Source organism: Cytobacillus oceanisediminis 2691 (genome assembly GCF_000294775.2).
GTDB lineage: Bacteria > Bacillota > Bacilli > Bacillales > Cytobacillaceae > Cytobacillus > Cytobacillus pseudoceanisediminis.
This window is the reverse complement of sequence record NZ_CP015506.1, coordinates 4,181,567-4,205,222: the sequence shown is the minus strand read 5'-3', so window position 1 is coordinate 4,205,222 and position 23,656 is coordinate 4,181,567. Positions and strand designations below refer to the sequence as shown.

The 23,656-nt window shown below is 41.9% G+C and carries 25 protein-coding genes; 24 read left to right on the top strand and 1 reads right to left on the bottom strand.

What is annotated here, in order from left to right; genetic code table 11:
* Positions 1-75 precede the first annotated feature (75 nt).
* From A361_RS21200 to deoC, 11 genes are all read left to right on the top strand, one after another.
* Positions 76-336, top strand: a complete 261-nt coding sequence (locus A361_RS21200) for a hypothetical protein (protein ID WP_236887919.1) — start codon at positions 76-78, stop codon at positions 334-336.
* Complete coding sequence (gene hemW, locus A361_RS21195; RefSeq protein WP_019382867.1) at positions 329-1,462, top strand: radical SAM family heme chaperone HemW; 1,134 nt, start codon at positions 329-331, stop codon at positions 1,460-1,462. The genes A361_RS21200 and hemW overlap by 8 nt, the downstream gene beginning before the upstream one ends.
* A gap of 122 nt (positions 1,463-1,584) precedes the next feature.
* Positions 1,585-2,616 (top strand): heat-inducible transcriptional repressor HrcA, encoded by a 1,032-nt coding sequence (gene hrcA, locus A361_RS21190; RefSeq protein WP_009333019.1) that lies wholly within the window; start codon positions 1,585-1,587, stop codon positions 2,614-2,616.
* Positions 2,617-2,711: 95 nt separating this feature from the next.
* Entirely contained in the window at positions 2,712-3,323 is a 612-nt protein-coding gene (gene grpE, locus A361_RS21185) for a nucleotide exchange factor GrpE (protein ID WP_009333018.1), read from the top strand.
* Positions 3,324-3,348: 25 nt separating this feature from the next.
* The gene (dnaK, locus tag A361_RS21180) at positions 3,349-5,178 is read left to right on the top strand and encodes a molecular chaperone DnaK (RefSeq protein WP_009333017.1); all 1,830 of its coding nucleotides are present in this window, start codon (positions 3,349-3,351) and stop codon (positions 5,176-5,178) included.
* Between the two features lie 286 nt (positions 5,179-5,464).
* On the top strand, positions 5,465-6,583 hold the full coding sequence (gene dnaJ, locus A361_RS21175) for a molecular chaperone DnaJ (RefSeq protein ID WP_019382866.1): 1,119 nt from the start codon (positions 5,465-5,467) through the stop codon (positions 6,581-6,583).
* 19 nt (positions 6,584-6,602) lie between these two features.
* A complete protein-coding gene (gene prmA / locus A361_RS21170) occupies positions 6,603-7,544 on the top strand; it encodes a 50S ribosomal protein L11 methyltransferase (protein WP_009333015.1) in 942 nt (313 codons plus the stop codon).
* 79 nt (positions 7,545-7,623) lie between these two features.
* Positions 7,624-8,373 carry a 16S rRNA (uracil(1498)-N(3))-methyltransferase gene (locus tag A361_RS21165; RefSeq protein WP_019382864.1) on the top strand — a complete coding sequence of 250 codons (750 nt, stop codon included), beginning with the start codon at positions 7,624-7,626 and terminating at the stop codon, positions 8,371-8,373.
* A 6-nt stretch (positions 8,374-8,379) separates the two neighbouring features.
* Entirely contained in the window at positions 8,380-9,732 is a 1,353-nt protein-coding gene (mtaB, locus tag A361_RS21160) for a tRNA (N(6)-L-threonylcarbamoyladenosine(37)-C(2))-methylthiotransferase MtaB (RefSeq protein WP_009333013.1), read from the top strand.
* 115 nt (positions 9,733-9,847) lie between these two features.
* A complete protein-coding gene (locus A361_RS30605; protein WP_009333012.1) occupies positions 9,848-10,006 on the top strand; it encodes a hypothetical protein in 159 nt (52 codons plus the stop codon).
* A 147-nt stretch (positions 10,007-10,153) separates the two neighbouring features.
* Positions 10,154-10,825 (top strand): deoxyribose-phosphate aldolase, encoded by a 672-nt coding sequence (gene deoC, locus A361_RS21155; protein WP_019382863.1) that lies wholly within the window; start codon positions 10,154-10,156, stop codon positions 10,823-10,825.
* A 129-nt stretch (positions 10,826-10,954) separates the two neighbouring features.
* Here the strand turns inward: deoC and A361_RS21150 are convergent, their stop codons facing one another.
* Positions 10,955-11,875, bottom strand: a complete 921-nt coding sequence (locus tag A361_RS21150; protein WP_019382862.1) for a Na/Pi symporter — start codon at positions 11,873-11,875, stop codon at positions 10,955-10,957.
* Between the two features lie 236 nt (positions 11,876-12,111).
* Here A361_RS21150 and rpsU point away from each other — a divergent pair, with 236 nt between their 5' ends.
* The 13 genes from rpsU (at position 12,112) to era (ending at position 23,615) form a co-directional block, all read left to right on the top strand.
* The gene (gene rpsU / locus A361_RS21145; protein WP_009333009.1) at positions 12,112-12,285 is read left to right on the top strand and encodes a 30S ribosomal protein S21; all 174 of its coding nucleotides are present in this window, start codon (positions 12,112-12,114) and stop codon (positions 12,283-12,285) included.
* A 15-nt stretch (positions 12,286-12,300) separates the two neighbouring features.
* Positions 12,301-12,744, top strand: coding sequence for a GatB/YqeY domain-containing protein (locus A361_RS21140; RefSeq protein ID WP_019382861.1), 444 nt, complete (start codon positions 12,301-12,303; stop codon positions 12,742-12,744).
* 250 nt (positions 12,745-12,994) lie between these two features.
* Positions 12,995-14,326, top strand: a complete 1,332-nt coding sequence (locus A361_RS21135; RefSeq protein WP_019382860.1) for an NfeD family protein — start codon at positions 12,995-12,997, stop codon at positions 14,324-14,326.
* Positions 14,327-14,346: 20 nt separating this feature from the next.
* Positions 14,347-15,345, top strand: a complete 999-nt coding sequence (gene floA, locus A361_RS21130; RefSeq protein ID WP_009333006.1) for a flotillin-like protein FloA — start codon at positions 14,347-14,349, stop codon at positions 15,343-15,345.
* 34 nt (positions 15,346-15,379) lie between these two features.
* Positions 15,380-15,859 (top strand): hypothetical protein, encoded by a 480-nt coding sequence (locus tag A361_RS21125; protein ID WP_009333005.1) that lies wholly within the window; start codon positions 15,380-15,382, stop codon positions 15,857-15,859.
* Between the two features lie 285 nt (positions 15,860-16,144).
* Complete coding sequence (gene yqfC / locus A361_RS21120; protein ID WP_009333004.1) at positions 16,145-16,435, top strand: sporulation protein YqfC; 291 nt, start codon at positions 16,145-16,147, stop codon at positions 16,433-16,435.
* A gap of 18 nt (positions 16,436-16,453) precedes the next feature.
* Positions 16,454-17,647 (top strand): sporulation protein YqfD, encoded by a 1,194-nt coding sequence (yqfD, locus tag A361_RS21115; protein WP_019382859.1) that lies wholly within the window; start codon positions 16,454-16,456, stop codon positions 17,645-17,647.
* Positions 17,644-18,606 (top strand): PhoH family protein, encoded by a 963-nt coding sequence (locus tag A361_RS21110; protein ID WP_009333002.1) that lies wholly within the window; start codon positions 17,644-17,646, stop codon positions 18,604-18,606. Before yqfD ends, A361_RS21110 begins: the two co-directional genes overlap by 4 nt.
* Positions 18,607-18,872: 266 nt before the next feature.
* Positions 18,873-21,044, top strand: a complete 2,172-nt coding sequence (locus A361_RS21105) for an HD family phosphohydrolase (protein WP_033196614.1) — start codon at positions 18,873-18,875, stop codon at positions 21,042-21,044.
* Positions 21,041-21,511, top strand: coding sequence for an rRNA maturation RNase YbeY (gene ybeY, locus A361_RS21100; RefSeq protein ID WP_009333000.1), 471 nt, complete (start codon positions 21,041-21,043; stop codon positions 21,509-21,511). Before A361_RS21105 ends, ybeY begins: the two co-directional genes overlap by 4 nt.
* A complete protein-coding gene (locus A361_RS21095; RefSeq protein WP_019382857.1) occupies positions 21,489-21,881 on the top strand; it encodes a diacylglycerol kinase family protein in 393 nt (130 codons plus the stop codon). The genes ybeY and A361_RS21095 overlap by 23 nt, the downstream gene beginning before the upstream one ends.
* Before the next feature lie 422 nt (positions 21,882-22,303).
* Positions 22,304-22,702, top strand: a complete 399-nt coding sequence (locus A361_RS21090; RefSeq protein WP_009332998.1) for a cytidine deaminase — start codon at positions 22,304-22,306, stop codon at positions 22,700-22,702.
* Positions 22,695-23,615 carry a GTPase Era gene (era, locus tag A361_RS21085; RefSeq protein WP_009332997.1) on the top strand — a complete coding sequence of 307 codons (921 nt, stop codon included), beginning with the start codon at positions 22,695-22,697 and terminating at the stop codon, positions 23,613-23,615. The genes A361_RS21090 and era overlap by 8 nt, the downstream gene beginning before the upstream one ends.
* Positions 23,616-23,656 lie beyond the last annotated feature (41 nt).

The following is a 23,656-nucleotide window of genomic DNA, read 5'->3' as shown; positions in this document are numbered from 1 at the left end:
AGCACTAACCTCTTTTTTATTGAATGTGTTTTAAAACTTGTTGCTTTCCAGTGGCTAAATCATTAAAACATTAAGTTGATTGGAGCGAAAGGCCCGAGATTCTCGAAAATGCTGCCGCATTTTCTTCGTGCGGTGCTGATTCAAGGAAGCTTATTCATCGTCCTGCGGGAGCAGCGTGCCAGGGGAGACCCCAAAGACGCAGAGCGTCGAGGAGCTTCGGGAGCCCCGTGGGAAAGCTTGAGTGCCTGCAGCGGAAGTCAACGGATGAAATTCAAAAAGCTATATAAATTAAGTGGAAAGCGATTGAATGATGAAAGTAGTGAAATAAATGATTAAAGCAGCTTATATACACATCCCATTTTGTGAACATATCTGTCATTACTGTGATTTTAATAAAGTGTTCTTGAAGAACCAGCCAGTTGGAGAATATCTGGACTCTCTTGACAAAGAGATGAATCTTGCTTTGAAAGAAGTACCTGCATCCCGCCTTGATTCCATCTTTGTAGGAGGCGGTACGCCAACTGCGCTGAACGGGAAACAGCTTGAAAAGCTTTGCGGCACTATCAAAGGGCAGCTTCCCTATGACTCTTTCACGGAATATACATTCGAAGCTAACCCGGGAGATCTCTCTGAGGAAAAACTTCAAATATTGCATGATGCTGGAGTCAACCGGCTCAGCTTTGGCGTTCAGACCTTTAACGATGAACTCTTAAAAAAAATTGGAAGGTCACACAGAGCAAGAGACGTTTTTCAGTCAATTGAAGCTGCAAAAAAAGTCGGGTTCGATAACATCAGTATCGATCTTATATATAGTCTTCCTGGCCAGACACTTCAGGATTTTAAGGATACACTCGAAACATCATTTACACTGGATATTGCCCACTATTCCGGCTATTCGCTGATCATTGAACCCAAGACGGTATTCTATAATCTAATGAGGAAGGGAAAACTGCCAACTCCTGGAGAAGATGTGGAAGCTGAGATGTATGAATTATTAATGGAACAAATGGGCAAACACGGCTTTGCGCAATATGAAATCAGCAATTTTGCAAAACCAGGCTATGAAAGCCGGCATAACATCACTTATTGGGATAATGAATGGTACTTTGGCTTTGGGGCTGGCGCACATGGCTATGTAAAAGGGCTTCGCCGTTCAAACCACGGCCCCCTGAAAAAATATATGGAGCCTATTGAAAACGGCCGGCTTCCGATCCTGGAAGAGCATAAGGTACCCCTGGAAGAACAGATGGAAGAGGAAATGTTTCTTGGACTGAGAAAAACAGAAGGTGTCTCAATAAGTCGCTTTAAAGAGAAATTTGGCAAAGATCCGCTGGAGCTGTTTAAAGTCCAAATTAAACAGCATGCTGAAAAAGAATTAATTATTGCAGAGGAAGACCATATTAAATTGACAAGGCGAGGACGCTTCCTTGGAAATGAAGTATTTCAGTCCTTTATAGGGTAATCAGGCATGGGGATTGCGTCGGGAAAAAAGAAAGCCAAATTATTGACACTGCACGTTTGATTTGATAATTTATTAGTAGAATTAGCACTCAGGAACAAAGAGTGCTAACAGAGGTGATAACTGTGTTAACAGATCGTCAATTATTAATTTTTCAAGTAATTGTTGATGATTTTATTCAAACTGCACAGCCTGTCGGGTCGAGAACCTTGTCGAAAAAAGAAGAAATTTCTTTTAGTTCCGCGACGATCAGAAATGAGATGGCTGATTTAGAGGAACTTGGGTTTATTGAAAAAACACACACCTCATCGGGGAGGATTCCATCTGAAAAAGGGTACCGCTACTACGTGGATCACCTTTTATCCCCGCAAAAATTAAATCAGCATGATATCCACAAAGTGCAATCTATCTTTGCGGAAAGAATCTATGAGCTCGAGAAAATCGTTCAAAGATCGGCAAAAATTCTATCTGAGCTGACAAACTATACATCCATTGTCCTCGGGCCTGCAGTAAGGGATAACAAGCTGAAGAGAATTCAGATCGTTCCCTTGAATAAAGAAACAGCGATAGCAATTATTGTCACAGATACTGGCCATGTGGAGAACAGGATGTTCCACTTGCCGGAAAACATTGATGCCGGTGATTTGGAGAAGGTTGTTAATATCCTTAATGACCGGCTTGCCGGTGCACCATTGGAAAGTCTGAACAATAAGTTATATAAAGAAGTTGCCGTTCTTTTAAGGCATCATATCAATAATTACGATCTAATGCTGAATTCAATTGCCGATACAATCAAGATACCGGCCTATGATAAGCTTTTCTTCGGCGGTAAAACAAATATGCTCAGCCAGCCCGAGTTTCATGATATTGAAAAGGTTAAAAACCTCATGAATATGATCGAGCAGGAAAAAGGCATATATGATTTAATCCGTAAAAATAAGTCAGGGATCAATATAAAAATCGGCCGGGAAAATAATAATTCAGCAATGGAAAACTGCAGTCTGATTACAGCAAGCTATTCGATCGGCACCGAACAGCTCGGTACCATTGCCATTCTGGGGCCGACCAGAATGGAATATTCAAGAGTCATAAGCTTATTGAACTATATCAGTGCAGACCTATCAGCTGTTTTATCTAAACTGTATCAAAACAGGTGATGGTGGAGATATTGATTAAGGGTGGAAAAACCTTTCCACTCCTTTCCTTATGGTTTTTATTTCGAAGAAACACCCATTCTTTAAGGGAGGTGAACATGTTGGCAGAGGAGAAAGACACACTAAACCAAGAATTAAATGAACAAACCAACGAACCTGAAGGAACCGAAAATGAGGCTCCTATTGAAGAGGTATTTGCGGAGGCAGAAGCAGAAGCTGGTGCTGATGAGGGAAGCACTGATGCAGAGCTTACAGCAGCGAAAGCGAAAATAGCTGAACTGGAAGGCAAGCTGGAAGAGGAAGAGAATCGCATCTACCGCCTTCAGGCTGATTTTGAAAATTCCCGGCGCCGTGCAAGGCTTGACCTTGAAGCGTCTGAAAAATATAGAGCACAGAGCTTAATCTCCGATTTGCTGCCTGCAATTGACAATTTTGAGAGGGCTCTTCAGATGGAAGCTGAAAATGAACAGGCTAAATCTATCCTTCAAGGGATGGAAATGGTTTACCGCAGCTTGCTGGAGGCTATTAAAAAAGAAGGCGCAGAACAGATTGAAGCAGTTGGGAAAGAATTCGATCCTCATTTACACCAGGCTGTGATGCAGGTGGAAGATGAGAATTTTGATTCCAATATCGTGGTCGAAGAATTTCAAAAAGGCTACAAGTTAAAGGATAGAGTCATTCGTCCATCAATGGTTAAAGTAAATCAATAACTACATATTTGGGGAGGTAAAGAACATGAGCAAAATTATCGGAATCGATTTAGGTACAACAAACTCATGTGTCGCTGTCCTTGAAGGCGGCGAACCAAAAGTAATTCCAAATCCGGAAGGCAACCGTACAACACCTTCAGTTGTTGCGTTTAAGAACGGCGAGCGCCAGGTCGGAGAGGTCGCAAAGCGCCAGTCTATTACAAACCCGAACACAATCATTTCCATTAAACGCCACATGGGAACTGATCATAAAACTGAAATCGAAGGAAAAGAATACTCGCCTCAAGAGGTTTCTGCTATTATTCTTCAATATTTGAAATCTTATGCAGAAGACTATCTTGGCGAGAATGTTACTAAAGCAGTAATCACAGTTCCGGCATATTTCAACGATGCTGAGCGTCAGGCTACAAAAGATGCAGGCAGAATTGCCGGCCTGGAAGTTGAACGAATCATCAACGAACCTACTGCTGCAGCGTTGGCTTATGGTCTTGATAAAATGGATGAAGACCAGACAATTCTTGTTTATGACCTTGGCGGCGGTACTTTTGACGTGTCTATCCTTGAACTTGGCGATGGAGTATTTGAGGTAAAATCCACTGCCGGAGATAACCGTCTTGGCGGAGACGATTTTGACCAAGTAATTATTGACTACCTGGTTGATCAATTCAAAAAAGAGAATGGCATTGACCTTGCCAAAGATAAGATGGCTCTTCAGCGTTTAAAAGATGCCGCTGAAAAAGCGAAAAAAGATCTTTCAGGTGTGACTTCAACGCAAATCTCGCTTCCGTTTATCACGGCTGGGGAAGCAGGACCTTTACACCTTGAAGTTACACTTTCAAGAGCTAAATTTGAAGAACTGTCTGCAGACCTTGTAGAACGCACAATGGGACCTACACGCCAGGCGTTAAAGGATGCTGGATTGACTCCTTCAGAACTTGATAAAGTTATCCTTGTCGGCGGTTCAACTCGTATTCCTGCCGTACAGGAAGCAATCAAGAAAGAAACAGGAAAAGAACCGCATAGAGGAGTTAACCCTGATGAAGTTGTTGCAATGGGTGCAGCCATTCAGGGCGGTGTAATAACAGGTGACGTCAAGGATGTTGTCCTATTGGACGTAACTCCTTTGTCACTTGGAATTGAAACAATGGGTGGAGTGTTCACTAAGCTGATTGAACGCAATACAACCATCCCAACATCAAAATCCCAAGTGTTCTCAACTGCTGCTGATAACCAGTCAGCTGTTGATATCCATGTGCTTCAAGGGGAACGCCCGATGGCTGCAGATAATAAAACACTGGGGCGCTTCCAGCTTGGCGATATTCCTCCTGCTCCTCGTGGAGTGCCTCAAATCGAAGTATCTTTCGATATCGACAAAAATGGTATCGTTAACGTACGCGCTAAAGACTTGGGCACAAATAAAGAGCAGGCCATTACGATTAAATCTTCAACAGGATTATCTGATGAAGAAATCGAAAAAATGGTAAGAGAAGCTGAAGAAAATGCTGAAGCAGATAAGAAGCGCAAAGAAGAAGTTGAACTCCGCAATGAAGCGGATCAGCTGGTATTCACTACCGAAAAGACTCTAAAAGATCTTGAAGGCAAAGTGGATGAAGCTGAAGTGAACAAAGCAAATGAAGCAAAAGATGCCCTAAAGGCTGCAATTGAAAAGAACGATTTGGATGAAATCCGTGAGAAGAAAGATGCCCTGCAGGAGGTTGTCCAGGCGTTAACAATGAAACTTTATGAGCAGGCTCAAGCTGCTCAGGGTGCACAGGGTGCAGAAGGCACTGAAAGCAAAAGTGACGACGATAATGTCGTAGATGCTGAGTTCGAAGAAGTTAAAGACGATAAATAAATCATAAATGATGGTGTGATCTACACACCAGCTACAGGTTCACATCAAAAGTCAAAGTCAGGTTTTTCTTGGCTTTGGCTTTTATTTCTGTTTGAAGCAATCCATTAAATATGCATAAAAGTGTTTTTTGCCCCTTGCCCTATGAGTGGACCGGGGTCCTTTCTTTGGGGAAGCGGCAAATGCCAATGCATAATTCTCTGCATTAGAAGTGTGTATTGCGGTTGCGGAATATAATTAGAGAATGATACAATAACCTTTATGTGAAATGAATCGGGGAGTGGTAATCATGAGTAAAAGGGATTACTATGAAGTTCTTGGAATCAGCAAAGGTGCATCCAAGGATGAAATTAAGAAGGCTTATCGAAAGCTTTCAAAAAAATATCATCCGGATATTAATAAAGAGCCTGATGCAGACGAGAAGTTCAAGGAAGTTAAAGAAGCATATGAAGTCCTCAGCGACGACCAGAAAAAGGCCCACTATGATCAATTCGGGCATACGGACCCTAATCAGGGCTTTGGCGGAGGCGGATTTGAAGGGTTTGGCGGATTCGAAGACATCTTCAGCACCTTCTTCGGAGGAGGCTCCCGCCGGCGTGATCCAAATGCCCCAAGACAGGGTGCAGACTTGCAGTACACCATGTCCTTATCCTTTGAGGAAGCAGTATTTGGCAAAGAGACCGATATTGAAATTCCGCGTGAAGAAACGTGTGAGACATGCAGCGGATCAGGCGCAAAGCCAGGAACGAAGCCGGAAACATGCCGTCACTGTCATGGATCAGGTCAGCTGAATGTAGAACAAAATACGCCATTTGGCAAGATAGTAAATAGAAGGGTTTGCCACTATTGTAACGGCACCGGCAAAGAAATCAAGGAGAAGTGCATTACTTGCCGAGGAACTGGTAAAGTACAAAAACGCAGGAAGATACATGTGAAAATTCCTGCAGGCATTGATGATGGCCAGCAGCTTAGAGTGGCTGGTCAAGGGGAACCCGGTGTAAATGGAGGCCCTCCTGGCGATCTTTATGTCGTATTCCATGTTCGTTCACATGAATTCTTTGAGCGTGATGGCGATGATGTATATTGTGAGATGCCTATTACGTTTGTGCAGGCAGCCCTTGGCGATGAGATCGAAGTGCCTACACTGCATGGAAAAGTAAAGCTGAAAGTCCCATCAGGCACACAAACAGGAACAAAATTCCGTCTAAAAGGAAAAGGTGTCCCTAATGTCAGAGGATATGGAACAGGGGATCAGCATATTATTGTCCGTATTATTACTCCGACAAAGCTGACAGAAAAACAGAAGCAGCTTTTAAGCGAATTTGCTGAAATCAGCGGAACAGTTCCTCAGGGAGAACAGGAAGAAAGCTTTTTTTCGAAAGTAAAACGAGCCTTTAAAGGTGAATAAAGGAATGGAGTTGGTAGTAGTGAAATGGTCAGAAATCAGTATTCATACTGCAAATGAAGCTGTTGAACCGATTTCGAATATTTTGCATGAAGCCGGAGCAAGCGGAGTTGTAATTGAGGATCCTTTAGAACTTGTAAAAGAAAGAAAGGACCAATTCGGTGAAATCTACCAGCTCAATCCGCAGGATTATCCTGAAGAAGGCGTAATTGTAAAAGCGTATCTGCCAGTAAATAGTTTTCTCGGTGAAACTGTCGATGAAATAAAAGAAGCCATCAATAACCTGATATTATTTAACATTGACATTGGGGCAAATAAAGTCAGCATCAGTGAAGTAAATGAAGAAGAATGGGCTACTGCCTGGAAAAAATACTATAATCCTGTAAAAATTTCAGAACGTTTTACAATTGTCCCAACCTGGGAGGATTACACACCTGTCAGCAGTGATGAACTTATCATAGAGCTTGACCCTGGAATGGCCTTTGGAACGGGAACACACCCTACAACGGTGATGTGTATACAAGCACTTGAAAGAACAGTAAAACAGGGTGATAAAGTTGTAGATGTAGGAACAGGATCGGGAGTTTTAAGCATTGCAGCAGCTATGCTCGGTGCTGAGAAGGTGAAAGCACTTGATCTTGATGAAGTGGCAGTAAATTCAGCTAAATTAAATATTAAGCTGAATAAAGTGCAGGATATAGTTGAGGTTTCACAAGGAAACCTGCTCGATGGTGTCAGTCAGGGAGCTGATGTGGTCGTTGCCAACATCCTGGCAGAAGTGATTCTCAGATTTACTGATGATGTTGCATCTGTCGTAAAGGAAGGCGGGCACTTTATCGCTTCAGGCATTATCCAGCAGAAGAAACAGGAAGTAAGAGATGCTATTTCCGCAGCGGGATTTGAAGTTGAAGAAACCATTCAAATGGAAGATTGGGTTGCTATTGTGGCAAGGAGAAAGCAATAATGTAAAAAAGGGGGTAATGAACTTACCCCCCTTTTACAGTTGAAAGAATTCTGGACAGGCAAGAAAGAGGGTGCAGATTGTGCAGCGGTATTTCACAGAGAGTGCTGTAAAAGAAAATGTCTTTCTAATTAAAGGGGAAGACCGCCATCATATTGTAAAAGTAATGCGCATGAAAGAAGGCGATCAGATTATCTGTGTTGATCAATCCCAAAATAGTGCACTTTGCGCAATTGCAGAAATTACCGATGAACATGTGGCTGCAGAAGTTGTACAATGGATTGAAGGGTCTTCTGAGCTGCCTGCCAATATTACGATTGTGAGCGGACTGCCTAAAGGGGATAAGCTTGAGTGGATCATTCAAAAAGGCACTGAGCTGGGAGCACACCGTTTTATCCCTTTTACTTCAGCCCGTTCAGTAGTAAAATGGGATGCGAAGAAATCTGTGAAAAAAGCAGAAAGATGGCAGAAGATTGCTAAAGAAGCTGCTGAACAGTCACACAGGACCATGGTGCCTGAAGTGTTTGCACCTCTTGATTTGAAGTCATTGCTGAAATTATCTGGAGATTATTCATATAAATTGATTGCCTTTGAGGAAGAAGCGAAGCAGGGAGAGGACTCTGTGCTCTATAAAACACTTACCTCTATGAATAAAGGACAATCGCTTATTGTTGTATTCGGGCCTGAAGGCGGTCTTTCTGACAATGAAGTTTCATTGCTGCAGGAAGCAGGCTTTGTTGCCTGCGGATTGGGGCCACGTATTTTAAGAACAGAGACAGCACCTCTCTATTTGCTGTCAGCTGTTTCCTATCATTTTGAATTAATGGGGTGAAATTAGATGCCTGCAGTTGCATTTCATACACTTGGCTGCAAAGTCAATCATTACGAAACAGAAGCCATTTGGCAGCTTTTCAAAGAAGCTGGCTATGAACGGACAGACTTTGAATCCGTTTCAGATGTATATGTAATTAATACATGTACGGTTACAAATACTGGTGATAAGAAAAGCCGCCAGGTAATCAGAAGGGCAATCAGGAAAAACCCTGATGCGGTTATCTGTGTAACGGGCTGTTATGCACAAACCTCACCGGCTGAAATTATGGCGATTCCTGGTGTGGATATCGTTGTTGGCACCCAGGATCGAGTAAAGATGCTTGAATATATCGAGCAGTATAAACAAGAACGGCAGCCGATTAATGGTGTTGGAAACATCATGAAGAATCGTGTCTACGAAGAGCTTGATGTTCCGGCATTTACCGATCGGACACGTGCTTCCCTTAAAATTCAGGAAGGCTGCAATAATTTCTGTACTTTCTGCATTATCCCCTGGGCGCGCGGTTTAATGAGATCCAGGGATCCAAAAGAAGTAATCCGGCAGGCGCAGCAGCTGGTTGATGCCGGCTATAAAGAAATTGTTCTGACTGGAATCCATACAGGCGGGTATGGCGAAGACATGAAAGATTATAATCTGGCTATGCTTCTTAGGGATCTGGAGGCTCAGGTAAAAGGTCTTAAACGTTTAAGAATTTCTTCAATTGAAGCCAGCCAGATTACCGATGAAGTTATTGAAGTTATGGATCAGTCCAAGGTTGTTGTAAGACACTTGCACATTCCTCTTCAGTCTGGCTCAAATACTGTCCTTAAGAGAATGCGCCGCAAGTATACCATGGAGTTCTTTGCTGAGCGTCTTGAGCGCTTGAAGGAAGCTCTCCCAGGTTTGGCTGTTACATCAGATGTTATCGTTGGCTTCCCGGGAGAAACAGAAGAAGAATTTATGGAAACCTACAACTTTATTAAAGAACATAAATTTTCCGAGCTTCATGTATTTCCTTATTCAAAGCGTACAGGAACACCTGCAGCGAGAATGGACGACCAGATTGATGAAGAAATTAAAAATGAGCGTGTCCATCGCCTGATTGCATTATCAGATCAGCTTGCAAAAGAATACGCATCTCAGTATGAAGGCGAAGTTCTTGAAGTGATTCCGGAGGAAAGCTTTAAGGAAAGCAGTGACAGCAGTTTATTTGTCGGCTACACTGACAATTACTTGAAAGTCGTCTTCCCGGCGGCAGAAGAAATGGTCGGCCAGATTGTAAAAGTTAAGATTACAAAAGCTGGCTACCCTTACAATGAAGGTCAATTTGTTAGAGCCCTTGATGAATTGAATGAAACAGAAGAGGCTGCAGTTTAGTGGAATTACCTAAGGGTAATTCCTTTTTTTATTAAGCTGTTATTGTTTAGTTTATTGCTCTTAAAATAACTAAGTTACTGAGTTGATTGGAATGGAGGGCACTTGATCCTCGAAAATGCTGAAGCATTTAGTTCGTGCGGTGCTCATTCCAGGAAGCTTAATCAATGTCCTGCGGGAGGAGGCTCCCGTTGCTCCCTGCGGAAAGCAGGTGCCCCGTGCTGAAATCAAAGGGGATGAATTCCTAATCAAAAACATCAATCTACGAGAAAAGTGATTTTGATTAATTTATTAATATCTTTTGGGAAAAACTACTTTCGAAAACGATTACAAAAAACATAAATAGTGCTCGATATTTTATTATCTAAGTGATATTATGTAAGAGGTACGTACAACTAACTGTTTTTTAAAAGGAGTAGTTACAATGACAAATAACGTAGCAAAAATGATCGATCATACATTACTTAAAGCCGATGCAACAAAAGACCAAATTGAGAAAATCTGTGCCGAGGCTAAAGAATACAATTTCGCGTCAGTTTGTGTAAACCCGGCATGGGTCAAACTTTCAAGCGACTTGCTTAACGGGACTGAAGTGAAAGTCTGCACGGTAATCGGCTTCCCGCTGGGAGCTTCCACACCTGAAACAAAAGCATATGAAACAAAGAATGCCATCGAAAACGGTGCAACAGAAGTAGATATGGTCATTAATATTGGCGCTTTAAAAGGCGGAGACATTGAGCTAGTGGAGAGAGATATCCGTGCGGTTGTTGATGCTGCCAAAGGAAAGGCACTAACAAAGGTTATTATCGAAACCTGTCTTCTTACTGAAGAAGAAAAAGTTCGTGCATGTGAACTTTCTGTAAAAGCAGGGGCTGACTTTGTTAAAACATCTACAGGATTTTCAACAGGCGGAGCAACTGCAGAAGATATCGCCCTGATGAGAAAAACTGTCGGCCCGGAAATCGGTGTTAAAGCTTCAGGCGGTGTCAGAAGCGCTGAAGATGCACAGAAAATGATTGATGCAGGTGCAACGAGAATTGGGGCAAGCTCTGGGGCTGCTATTGTCAACGGTTTAACAAGCGATTCGGATTACTAAGAAAAGCGGAAGGTGCCCGTTTATCGGCTTAGACCTGTGAGCCGATGGCACCTGTAGACAGTTGTCGAAATTTAAAATATTATATTTGTTGAAAAAAATGCCGGGATTTACCGGCATTTTTTTATTGTTCTATCGGTCATGAAGCCTGATGACAAACCTTCCAAACTGATTTGCAACTGGAAGAACAAGCAGTGAAGATATTACATTAAATAAAACACTGATGTGTGCAAGCTGCACATCCGGAGAACCTGCTGCACTTTGTCCAAAAACAGCAAGGGCATGAATAAAAGGATAAAAGGCTGCGACACCTAGGCAGTTGAGCCAGATATGGGCAAAGGCAGTCAGCTTTGCTTCTTTTCCAGAACCAATGGATGCCAAATAAGCGTCTACGCATGTTCCGATATTAGATCCAAGCATTATGGCAATGCCGGTATCCAAATCCATTGCTCCTGCAGTTAAAAACCCCATTATAATGCCAGTTGTTGCGGTGCTTGATTGGATAATCGCAGTAAGGACAATCCCAGCCGCTACTGCGAACATATAATTCCCATCCAAGGTAAGCAGCCAATGATTGACCATATCATTATTTTTAACTGAACTGGCAAGATATTCAAACCCGCGCATTGCGGCAAAAACCGCTGATAAACCCAGCAATGCCAGACCGGTGCTTCGCATGCTGTTTTTCTTCAATACAGCCAGGATGCTTCCGGCAGCAGCAAGCGGAATAATATAAGATTCTATATTAAAAGTGATTAATTCTGTCGTAAATGTTGTCCCGATGTTGGTTCCTAAAATGATGCCGATTGTCTGGGGAAAAGTAAGCATCCGTGCAGCTACCATTCCAATTGTAATGATCATTACCGCTGAGCTGCTCTGCAGGACAGCTGTGACGATTGTGCCAATAACAAGGCCTTTCCAGGGTGAATTTGTCATCACTGCCAGCCATTTTTTTAATGAATCGGCAGATAAATTAAATAGACCTGACCTTAAAAGTGTCATACCATAAATAAATAACCCGATTAGCAGAAAAAATAATAACAGCTGGACCAAGCATTCACCCCCTACAATTAATACTATGGGACAGTATGCTGGGACATGCTTAAGTGCGAAAATTTGTTTCGTTTGTGATGAACGGGGTATTAAACAATCACAATCAAATAAAAACTCATCTCATAGCAGGCTAATTACTGTTGACCTTGATAAGCTGTTATATTATAATTGCAAGGTACATGGAATAAACCATGTTGTTGATGTAAGTGTGTTGTGCTCGGAGGGAGGGAAAGAGAATGTCTAAAACCGTCGTTCGTAAAAACGAATCGCTTGAAGATGCTCTTCGTCGCTTCAAACGTTCAGTATCAAAAACTGGTACTTTGCAGGAAGCAAGAAAGCGCGAATTCTACGAAAAACCTAGTATTAAACGTAAGAAAAAGTCTGAGGCTGCTAGAAAGCGTAAGTGGTAAGAGAGGGTGTATGTAATGAGTCTTCTCGAGCGTTTAAATGAAGATATGAAACAAGCGATGAGGAATAAAGAAAAAGAAAAGCTTACTGTCATTCGTATGATTAAAGCTTCGCTTCAAAACGAAGCAATCAAGCTTGGTAAAGATCTTAACGAAGAACAGGAGCTGACTGTCCTTTCTCGCGAAGTTAAACAACGCAAGGATTCCCTCCATGAATTTGAAAAAGCAGGTCGTGAAGATCTTGTTGAAAAAATTCGTACTGAACTTCAGTATGTCGAATTATATATGCCAAAACAGCTCTCTGAAGATGAAGTTTCAAAAATTGTTGCAGAAACGGTTGCTGAAACTGGTGCTTCATCAAAAGCTGATATGGGAAAAGTGATGGCTGCTATTATGCCTAAAGTAAAAGGCAAAGCAGATGGTTCACTTGTAAATAAACTTGTACAACAACACCTTTCATAAAACTATGCAATAAAAGACCGAAAGCCATTGGCTGACGGTCTTTTTTATTTTGCGCTGACTTATTTTATGCATATCCTTAGGGCTATGTGACTAAATACTGCTGGCATGATTTACATTCATTTCTAGGTTATACTAATAATACAGCCGCTTTGTAAATACTAATCAAAGGGAAAAATAAAAAATGAAACTTTTTAATAATTGAATCGTAAATACATATAGAATCAATTTTGCGGTTAAAGGGGGGAAAGATTTGATTGCCAGAAGAGCAATAACCGCCTTTTCATTGTTTTTTGCTCTGCTGCTTTTAGGAAGCCCTTTTCAAGGAAAAGCCGATAATGAAAAAGTACTGATTGTTCCTATTGAAGAAACTGTGGAAAAAGGGCTTTATGCATTTTTAAACAGAGCGGTCCAAACAGCTGAAGAAGAAAATGCCTCAGCCATTATATTTGAAATAAATACACCCGGAGGCGCAGTGGATGCAGCCGGGCAAATCGGAAGGCTGTTAACCTCGACAAATATAAAAACAATATCTTTTGTCAATAAGCAGGCCTTATCTGCAGGTGCCTATATAGCTTTGAATACGGATGAAATATACATGGTCCCGGGTTCAACAATGGGTTCTGCAGCAATTATTGATCAGCAGGGAAATACGGCTGGCAAAAAAGCTGAATCATACTGGTTTGCGGCTATGCAGAGTGCTGCCGCACAAACGGACAGAGATCCTGTTTATGCCCTTGCTATGGCAGATGAGTCGGTTGATCTGCCAGATTTGGGGGCGCCGAAAGGGAAGCTTCTTACTCTTACAGCGGAACAGGCTAAAGAGGTAGGGTATTCGGAAGGCACAGTAGATTCAAGGGCGGAATTACTGAAAGTGCTCGGCTTTGAGGGAGCTGATATACAGACAATTGATGAAAGCTTTGCAGAAAAGGTGGCCCGTTTTATTACCCATCCTGTCGTTATACCAATTCTATTGTCCATCGGAAGCCTCGGACTTGTTCTTGAGCTGTATTCACCGGGCTTCGGCATCCCTGGCCTCATGGGGTTATCGGCTCTGCTCCTTTTCTTTTATGGCCATATGGTGGCCGGTCTGGCAGGATATGAAACTTTAATTCTGTTTGTAATTGGCATAGGTTTAATAATAGCTGAGTTTTTCCTTCCTGGAGGAATTGCAGGAATAGCTGGAATAGCAGCAGTATTGGGCAGCCTGTTCCTGGCTGCTGACAATGCAGCCCATATGGGGATGTCTATTTTAATTGCTATGGGAGTTTCAATATTGGCATCTATATTAATGATAAAGGTGTTTGGTAAAAAGATGAAATTCTTTAAAAAAATTATATTAACCGATAGCACAAATACAGAAAAAGGCTATATCTCAAATAAAAGCAGACTTGAATTGCTTGGCCTTGAGGGTTATGCACTTACAGCTCTAAGGCCATCTGGTACAGTCGTCATCGGGGATGAGCGGATTGACGTTGTCAGTGAGGGAGGCTTTATCCTTAAAGGGGCAAAAATAAAAGTTGTTAAAGCAGAAGGCTCACGTATTGTTGTAAGGGAAGTATCTAATCTTGATTTAGATAAATAAAATCATCAGGAGGTAGGAATATGTTAGAAGCAGGGACAGTATTTGTTCTGGTTGCCGTTGTACTTGGTGTCATTTTACTTGGGATATTATTCACCTTTGTACCGGTAATGCTATGGATTTCAGCATTGGCAGCAGGTGTCAGAGTCAGTATCTTTACATTAATTGGGATGAGGCTTCGCCGGGTTATCCCAAGCCGTGTTATTAACCCGCTTATTAAGGCACACAAAGCAGGGCTGAATGTATCAACAAACCAACTGGAAAGCCATTATTTGGCCGGAGGTAATGTTGACAGGGTTGTGAATGCATTGATTGCAGCCCATCGTGCAAATATCGATTTAAGTTTTGAGAGAAGTGCCGCTATTGATTTGGCAGGCCGAGATGTTTTGGAAGCAGTACAGATGAGCGTTAACCCTAAAGTAATTGAAACACCTTTTATTGCAGGGGTGGCGATGGATGGTATTGAGGTTAAAGCAAAGGCCAGAATTACTGTAAGAGCCAATATTGACCGCCTTGTCGGGGGAGCTGGAGAGGAAACAATCGTAGCACGTGTCGGGGAAGGGATCGTATCTACAATCGGTTCATCTGATAATCATAAAAAGGTCTTGGAGAATCCAGATATGATTTCTCAGACCGTTCTCTCAAAAGGTCTGGACGCAGGCACCGCTTTTGAAATCCTTTCGATTGATATTGCAGATGTCGATATCGGCAAAAACATTGGTGCGGAACTTCAGACTGAACAGGCTGAAGCAGATAAGAAGATTGCCCAAGCTAAAGCGGAAGAAAGACGTGCAATGGCAGTAGCGCAAGAACAGGAAATGAAAGCCCGCGTTGAGGAAATGCGAGCGAAGGTTGTGGAAGCAGAGGCTCAGGTGCCGCTTGCCATGTCAGAAGCGCTCCGTTCTGGAAATATTGGTGTAATGGACTATATGAATATCCAAAACATCTCGGCTGATACCGAAATGAGGGACTCAATCGGCAATATGAGTGATGATGGCAAAAATGGCCGCAAAAATGACTAAATGATCCCATATTGGGAGAAGGGAGGAAACTCTCTTGGAATTCTTATTGGAGAATCCTTTTATTCTTATTGCCTTAATAGCTTTCATTTCCTCCTTCTTCAAAAAAAAGAAGGAGGAAAAGCCTGTTAAACAGACTCCCCGTTCAGTACAGCAAGAGCAGAGGGCACAGGCAGAAAGAACTTCGGCAGATTCTGCATTGGCCGAAACGCTAAAAGAAGAATACAGGCAGCAGGAAGAGAAAGCCAAAAGAATAGAAGAAGAATACAGGCAGCGTAAACAGCAGGCTGAAGAAAGCATGAAGGCTCTTCAGAATCAGCGGAGAGCTGCAGAAAGAAAAGCAAGTAAAATAGCGAAAACAGCTTCCAATACAAACGCAGAGCATCGAAAAGAACCATCTGGAGCAGGAAGTTTTGAGTTTAGGAAACAATCGCTTGCTGACGGAATAATCTGGTCTGAAATCCTTGGGCCACCAAGATCAAAAAATCCTCACCGATCCCTGAACAGGAAGCAATAAGAAAAGTGGAAGCTCCTTGCCCGCGAAGGAACGCAGACTAAGATCGCTGCGTCCTGTGGCAGCGTCTGCATGACCCGCATCCTCCCAAAAGCTGTCGCTTCGTGCGATGTTTATGCTGACGAAGCCTTCCTTATCCTGCGGGCCCAAGCACAAGACGAGTCTCACCAAAAGGCGTTATTTGCCTTTTTGGGAGGGTTGGCATTGATACATTCTATTCTTATCAAAAATAAGTGCTAGAACCTCCGTTCATTTCATAAATATGAGATGAAAGGGGGTTCTTTTTTTATGGCAAAAAAGTGGGGACAATTCGTCCGCGGCTGGATGACTAAAAATATGGAGCTTCCTCAAGATGTCATGATGGATCTGCCCCGCATCACAATGATTGGACAAATCCATATCTATATAGAGAACCACAGGGGATTATTGGCTTTTTCAGATAAGGAATTAAGACTGCTTTTGAAGCAGGGGCAGCTTTTAATTAGAGGGAAAGCTTTCGTCATAAAAACGATACTGCCAGAAGAAATACTGCTGGAGGGGAAAATTGACTCAGTAACTTATATTTCAGACACTGATTAAGAATTCAGGGGGAAGGAAATGAAGAACCAGTGGATCGAATTTTACAGGGGGCTTGTAACAGTTAAAGCAAGCGGGAAGGGAATAGAAAGGTTTATTAATGCGCTTACCCGCAGCGGAATCAATATCTGGAATGTAAAAAACCATGGAACGCAATCAGTCACCTTCAAAATGAAATTGGAAGATGCCAAAAAAATAAGGAGCCACGCCAGGAACAGCGATTGCAGAATCGAGTTCCTGCAGCGGGCAGGAGCTCCATTCCTTGTGAAAAGGCTGCTGAAAAACAGCGGATTTGCTGCTGGTGCCCTCGCATTTTTTGCAGTCATTCTCCTTTTATCCAATATGGTTTGGGGAATAGAGATTAAGGGTGCAAATCCTGCTACTGAATATCAGATTATCAAAGAATTGGACAAGATGGGGGTTAAAAAAGGAAAGCTGCAGTTCTTTGTTGATAACGTGGAGTCTATTCAGCGTCAACTTTCAAACAACATTGAAGCCATTACTTGGGTAGGTGTGGAGTTAAAAGGGACAACCTACCATCTACAGGTCGTAGAGAAAAATGAGCCTAAGAAGCCTGAGTATTTAAGTCCGCGCCATTTGGTAGCGAAGAAAAAAGCCGTCATTGTAGATATGTTTGTCCAAGAAGGGCGTCCAGTCGTTGATATACACGATCATGTTCAGCCAGGACAGCTTTTGGTCTCAGGGATAATCGGGAAAGAAGGTCAAACAGAGACTGTTCCTTCGAAGGGGGAGATTTTCGGGGAAACATGGTATAAATCTGAGGTCATTCTTCCGCTTAAGAGCACTTTCAAAGTATTCAGCGGCAATGAAAAAGTCAAGCATGCACTTACGATCGGAAATCTTGAGATCCCAATATGGGGGTTTGGGAGCCCGGAGTTTGAAGAATATGAATTAGAGGAAAATGAAAAAAGCGTAAAATTCCTGAAATGGGAGCTTCCTATTTCATATGTGAATAAAACGTTCCGTGAAAGGGAGCAAGTCACAAGAATTTATTCGAATAAAGAGGCATTTGAAGCTGCGAAAGATTTGGCAAGAAAAAAAATAAAAAGCAGCTTAGATGAAAATGCTAAAGTTATGGGAGAAAAAGTTTTGCACCAATCAATTGACAATGGTAAAGTAACTATAGCAATACATTTCCAAATTATTGAGAATATTGCAGAAGGACAACCAATTATTCAAGGAGATTCGGAATGACAGAAGACTTGAAAACAATGAACCTGCAGCTAGAAGACCCAAACGAAGCAATTGCCCTATTGGGGAATTCGGATGCAAACCTAAAAGTTATTGAGCAAGAACTGAATGTTTCCATTGTAACCAGGGGAGAATCTGTTTATGTGTCTGGAGAAATGGACAAGGTAGAACTCGTTGGAAAGGTTCTGGATAAACTGCTTTATGTAATCCGGAAAGGAATAAATATAAGCCAGAGAGACGTTATGTATGCTCTTCAAATGGCTCATAAGGGTACACTTGAGTATTTCAGTGATTTATATGAAGAAGAAATCACAAAAAATGCAAAAGGCAAGTCCATTCGCGTTAAGACACTGGGCCAGCGTCAATATATTCATGCAATCCGCGGGAATGACCTGGTTTTTGGCATAGGTCCAGCAGGAACGGGAAAAACATATTTGGCTGTTGTCATGGCTGTAAATGCTTTGAAAAATGGGAATGTGAAAAGGATTATCCTTACCCGTCCTGCAGTCGAAGCAGGCGAGAGCCTTGGTTTTCTGCCGGGGGATCTGAAGGAAAAAGTCGATCCTTACTTAAGGCCATTGTATGATGCTTTGCATGATATATTAGGTGCAGAGCATACACAAAGAATGATTGAAAGAGGCACGATTGAAATTGCACCGCTTGCGTACATGCGCGGAAGAACTTTAGATGATGCCTTTGTCATTCTGGATGAAGCGCAAAATACAACTCAAGCCCAAATGAAGATGTTTCTAACCCGGCTTGGCTTCGGCTCAAAAATGATTATTACTGGAGACAGAACACAAGTTGACCTTCCAAAAGGAGTAAAATCGGGCCTCATAGTGGCTGAAGATATACTAAAGGGTGTAAGTGGGCTATCATTCGTTCATTTGGAACAAAGTGACGTTGTTCGGCATCCGCTTGTGGCCAGGATTATCCAGGCATACGAAAAGGAAGATAACTAGTTAACCGTTAAACCGCCGACTTTGGCGGTTTTTTCGTTAAGTAAAAAATCCCACCGGTATGAATGATAGCAGGATTTATCATGGAATTATTTGCTATTAATGAAATGTTTAGGTAACCTGTTAATAGATAGGCCATTTTTTCTTGGTGAAAACCATCAGAAAAGCTGTTATGATTTTACATAATTAATACTGAAATGCTTTTTAAAGTTATTGGAATTTTTTTACCCAGGACAGGAGGGGTAAATGTGCCAAACCTTCAGCAGAGTATGTCAACAATCAGAAATTTGCTTAATATGACCTTTTTTCGTGTTCTCTTATTTATTCTCTTGGGGATTGTTATGTATTTTTCCATGTATAGCAATGTTAAGCCTGAAAAACTGGATTTAAGTCTGTTCTCTGTTGCTGAACAGACTATAAGGTCTCCAATAACAATAGAGGATAAAGCTAGCACAGAAAGAAAGAGAAAAGAAGCAGAAAATAATGTTAAGGATATTTACGTTGTAAAAAAAGAGATTGCACAAAACAGAGTTGACCTGGTTACCTCCATTTTCGGATCTGTATCGGAAGTGAACGATGAAGTAAAAGAAGAGATGGAAGAGAAAAAGAAAGCTGCTCAAACTGAGGCCGATAATAATGTTGAGGCACCGGACCCAGAAGCCACCCGTCCTGAAGATAAATTGGCTATGGTTAAGGAAAAGCTCACTGATGACGTAACACGTGAGGTATCAGATGGCGTTTTCCTTTCTTTGCTGCAGGCAAAGGAGGGGGAGCTGAGCATTGCAAAAGACCTTACGGTAACGGCCATCAATAAAATTATGAATAATGAGATTCCGGCTGAACAGGTGGAGAACGCGAAAAAGCGGGTTGAAGAAGAATTGAAGTTCACCAGCTTGAATTCAGATTTAAAAAAAGCTGCAATAGAACTGGGACGTTATGCTATATATCAAAATCAATTTTATGATCCTGCTGCCACGGAAGAATTACGACAGCAGACTGTTGAGAGTGTCGAGCCGGTTAAGATCCTGCAGGGACAGATAATCGTAGAGGAAAATCAGCTTATCAGCCGGGACATATACAGGCAGCTGGAACTTGCAGGACTTCTTGACAGTGTTAATTCGATTCAGCCTTTTATAGGGCTATCGCTGATAATCGTCATTGTCTTATCAGCCCTATATTATTATTTCCATGAAATGAACGTGCAGCGGGAAACAAAGCAAAGTTATCTTTTGCTGTTTAGCCTAATTTTTATCTTATCCATATTGCTGATGAAGGTCATCAGTCTATTCCAATATGCTGATTATTCAGAGATAGGATACATTTACCCTGCAGCCATGGGAGCTATGCTAATCAAAATACTGATTGATGAAAAGCTTGCCATGTACTATACGATCATTATGGCTATTGCAGGAAGCGTAATTTTTAATGAAGGCGTTACTGGCACATTTCAGCTGACATCAGCCATTTATATCCTCTGCAGCGGCTTGGCTGCTATATTGTTTTTGAGCAAGCAGAATCGCCGCTCCAAAATCTTGCAGGCTGGTTTATTTGTATCCGCAGTAAACATACTTGTTATCTTTTCAATGCTTTTCTTAAGAAACGGCCACTATGATACGATTGAATATGGCTTTTACTTTGTTATTGCTCTGATTTCAGGTATTTCGTCTGCAGTGCTGGCAATTGGCCTGCTGCCGTATTTCGAGGCAGGTTTTGGAATTTTGTCTACTATGAGGCTGATAGAACTATCTAATCCTAATCATCCTCTGCTGAGAAAGATACTGACCGAGTCTCCCGGAACTTATCATCATAGTGTAATGGTTGCCAATCTTTCCGAGTCAGCGTGTGAAGCTATTGGGGCGAATGGCCTTCTGGCAAGGGTGGGATGCTATTATCACGATATCGGTAAAACAAAGCGGCCTCAGTTTTTTATCGAGAATCAGGTTAATATTGAGAATCCGCATGATCGCCTCCCTCCGCATACCAGCAAGAATATAATAATCGCCCATGCTGCCGATGGGGCTGAAATGCTGAGGAAGCATAAGATGCCGAAGGAGATTGTAGATATTGCCGAACAGCATCATGGAACAACATTGCTTAAATATTTTTACTACAAAGCAAAACAGAATGGGCTGGAAGTAAAGGAAGAGGACTATCGCTATCCGGGACCAAAACCGCAATCAAAAGAGTCGGCAGTAATTGGCATTGCTGATAGTGTGGAAGCTGCAGTCCGTTCCATGGCGCATCCTACAACAGAACAAATAGAGGAACTGGTCAAAAAGATAATCGCAGACAGACTTCAGGATGGACAGCTGAATGAATGTGATTTAACCTTAAAAGAACTGGAAACCGTTTCACACTCGTTCTGCGAAACGTTAAACGGGATTTTCCATTCACGTATCGAGTATCCTGAAATGACAAAACAGAAGGTGAAACAGGCATGAATTTAAATATTGATTTTTTGGACGAAACAAATGAGCTTCAGGAAAATGATATAGCCAAAATTGAAGAGCTAATTAATTTTGCTGCCTCTAAAGAATCTGTGGAGCCGGAAAGCGAAGTATCCATCACATTTGTGACCAATGAACGCATCCGGGAAATTAACAGGGAGTATCGGGATAAAGATCGGCCGACAGATGTTATTTCTTTTGCAATGGAAGAGCTGGGTGAAGGTGAAATCGAACTGATTGGTGCCGATATGCCCAGAGTCCTGGGGGATATCATTATCTCAGTTGCAAAGGCGAAGGAGCAGGCTGAGGAGTACGGTCACTCTTTTATAAGGGAGCTTGGTTTTTTGGCGGTCCATGGCTTCCTTCATCTTCTTGGATATGATCATGAAAATCCAGAAGATGAGAAAAAAATGTTTTCCCGCCAAAAGGATATATTAGATGAATTCGGGCTCACAAGATAGAAAGGTCCGAAAACACAGTGTCCTAAAATCCTTTTCGTTTGCTTTTTCCGGCATTAGGGCAGCATTATTGAATGAAAGGAATCTGCAAATACATTTGGCAGTGTCGATAGCTGTTATTATGTTTGGGGTATTCTTTGGCATTTCCAGCCTTGAATGGATAATCATTCTCCTGGCCATAGGGGGCATGCTCTCACTCGAACTGCTGAACACTGCCATTGAAAGGGTTGTGGATCTGGCGACAGAAGAGTATCATCCCCTTGCAAAGCAAGCAAAGGATATTGCTGCTGGAGCAGTATTGGTGTATGCAATTGTAAGTGTAATTATAGGCGGAGTTATATTCCTTCCTAAAATTCTCATATTTTTGCAGTAATGTGAAGCTGTCCGGATGGGCAGCTTTGCTTTTTGGTATTTCTATATAAACAGCAAAGTCTGAAGTATGGTGAAAAAATTTAGAGCATGGGTTTGAAAACGCTCACTGAATCCGCTAAAATGACAGAACAGCAGTAAATATTGCATGCTGGGGAGATGTTTGTGGAATCTCATTCAGAACAGGGACCTGGTTCAAAATTAAATCAGCCTATGTATTTTTAGAAAATTCAATTTTTTTATTACGTTTTTGCTACAAACGATGAAAATCACAGTAAAATGTTGTAAAATAAAAGAGAAGCGGCTGCTTCTTACCGAAGAAGCTATTGAGCGCATTGCTTAATTTCACAAGGCCCATTGCAGGTCCAAACCTTGGGTTTATTGGCTTGGGGAGCAACTCGCTTTACAGGAAAGGAAGAATTATTTGTGAACAGCGATCAACTAATAAAAGAAGCAATGATTGCAAGAGATAGAGCATATGTGCCATATTCAAAATTTAAAGTAGGAGCGGCACTATTAAGCAGTGACGGGCAGGTCTTTCATGGCTGCAACATCGAAAATGCTGCATACAGCATGTGTAATTGTGCTGAGAGGACTGCGCTTTTTAAAGCGTATTCTGATGGCGTAAAAAGTTTTTCAGCCATAGCTGTAGTTGCTGACACAGACCGTCCAGTTCCCCCATGCGGTGCATGCAGACAGGTAATAGCCGAATTATGTCCGCCTGAAATGAAAGTGGTTTTAACCAACTTAAAAGGGGATATTAAGGAATTAACAGTTGAAGAATTACTGCCAGGAGCATTTTCACCGGAGGATTTACATGAATAACACTACTACACCAAAAGGACACAAATCAGGGTTTATTTCCATAATCGGCAGACCGAACGTAGGGAAGTCAACGTTCTTAAATCGCGTAATCGGGCAGAAGATTGCGATTATGAGTGATAAACCGCAAACAACGCGCAACAAAGTTCAAGGTGTCCTGACTACCAATGACGCACAATTTATATTTATTGATACGCCAGGAATCCATAAGCCAAAGCATAAACTGGGAGACTTTATGATGAAAGTTGCCCAAAATACACTTAAAGAAGTGGATGTCATCCTGTTTATGGTAAATGCCCAGGAAGGCTTTGGACGCGGTGAAGAATTCATACTTGAGAAATTTCAGTCAGTCCGTACACCGATTTTCCTTGTAATCAATAAGATTGACCAGGTACATCCTGATGAACTTCTTAAAATTATTGAGTCTTACAAGGAAAAGTACGAGTTCAGCGAAATTATCCCCATTTCTGCTTTAGAAGGCAATAATGTAGAGACGCTGTTAGGACAGATTAAAGAATATATTCCGGAAGGGCCGCAGTTTTATCCAGCTGATCAAGTAACGGACCACCCAGAGAGATTTATCGTTTCCGAACTGATCAGGGAAAAAGCACTGCATTTAACAAGAGAAGAAATACCGCACTCGCTTGCTGTAACCATTGATAAAATGGAACGCCGCGAAGATAAGGATGTCATTCATGTCATGGCTACAATCATTGTGGAGCGTGACTCCCAAAAAGGCATTGTGATTGGAAAGCAAGGGAAAATGCTCAAGGAAATCGGAAAAAGAGCAAGAGTTGATATTGAGAATCTTCTTGGATCAAAGGTTTTCCTGGAGCTATGGGTCAAAGTCCAAAAAGACTGGCGCAATAAAATGTCACAGCTCCGCGACTTTGGCTTCCGTGAAGATGAGTACTAAACCCAGCCCTAATTAAAGTATTATTCATTTCTGATTTATAT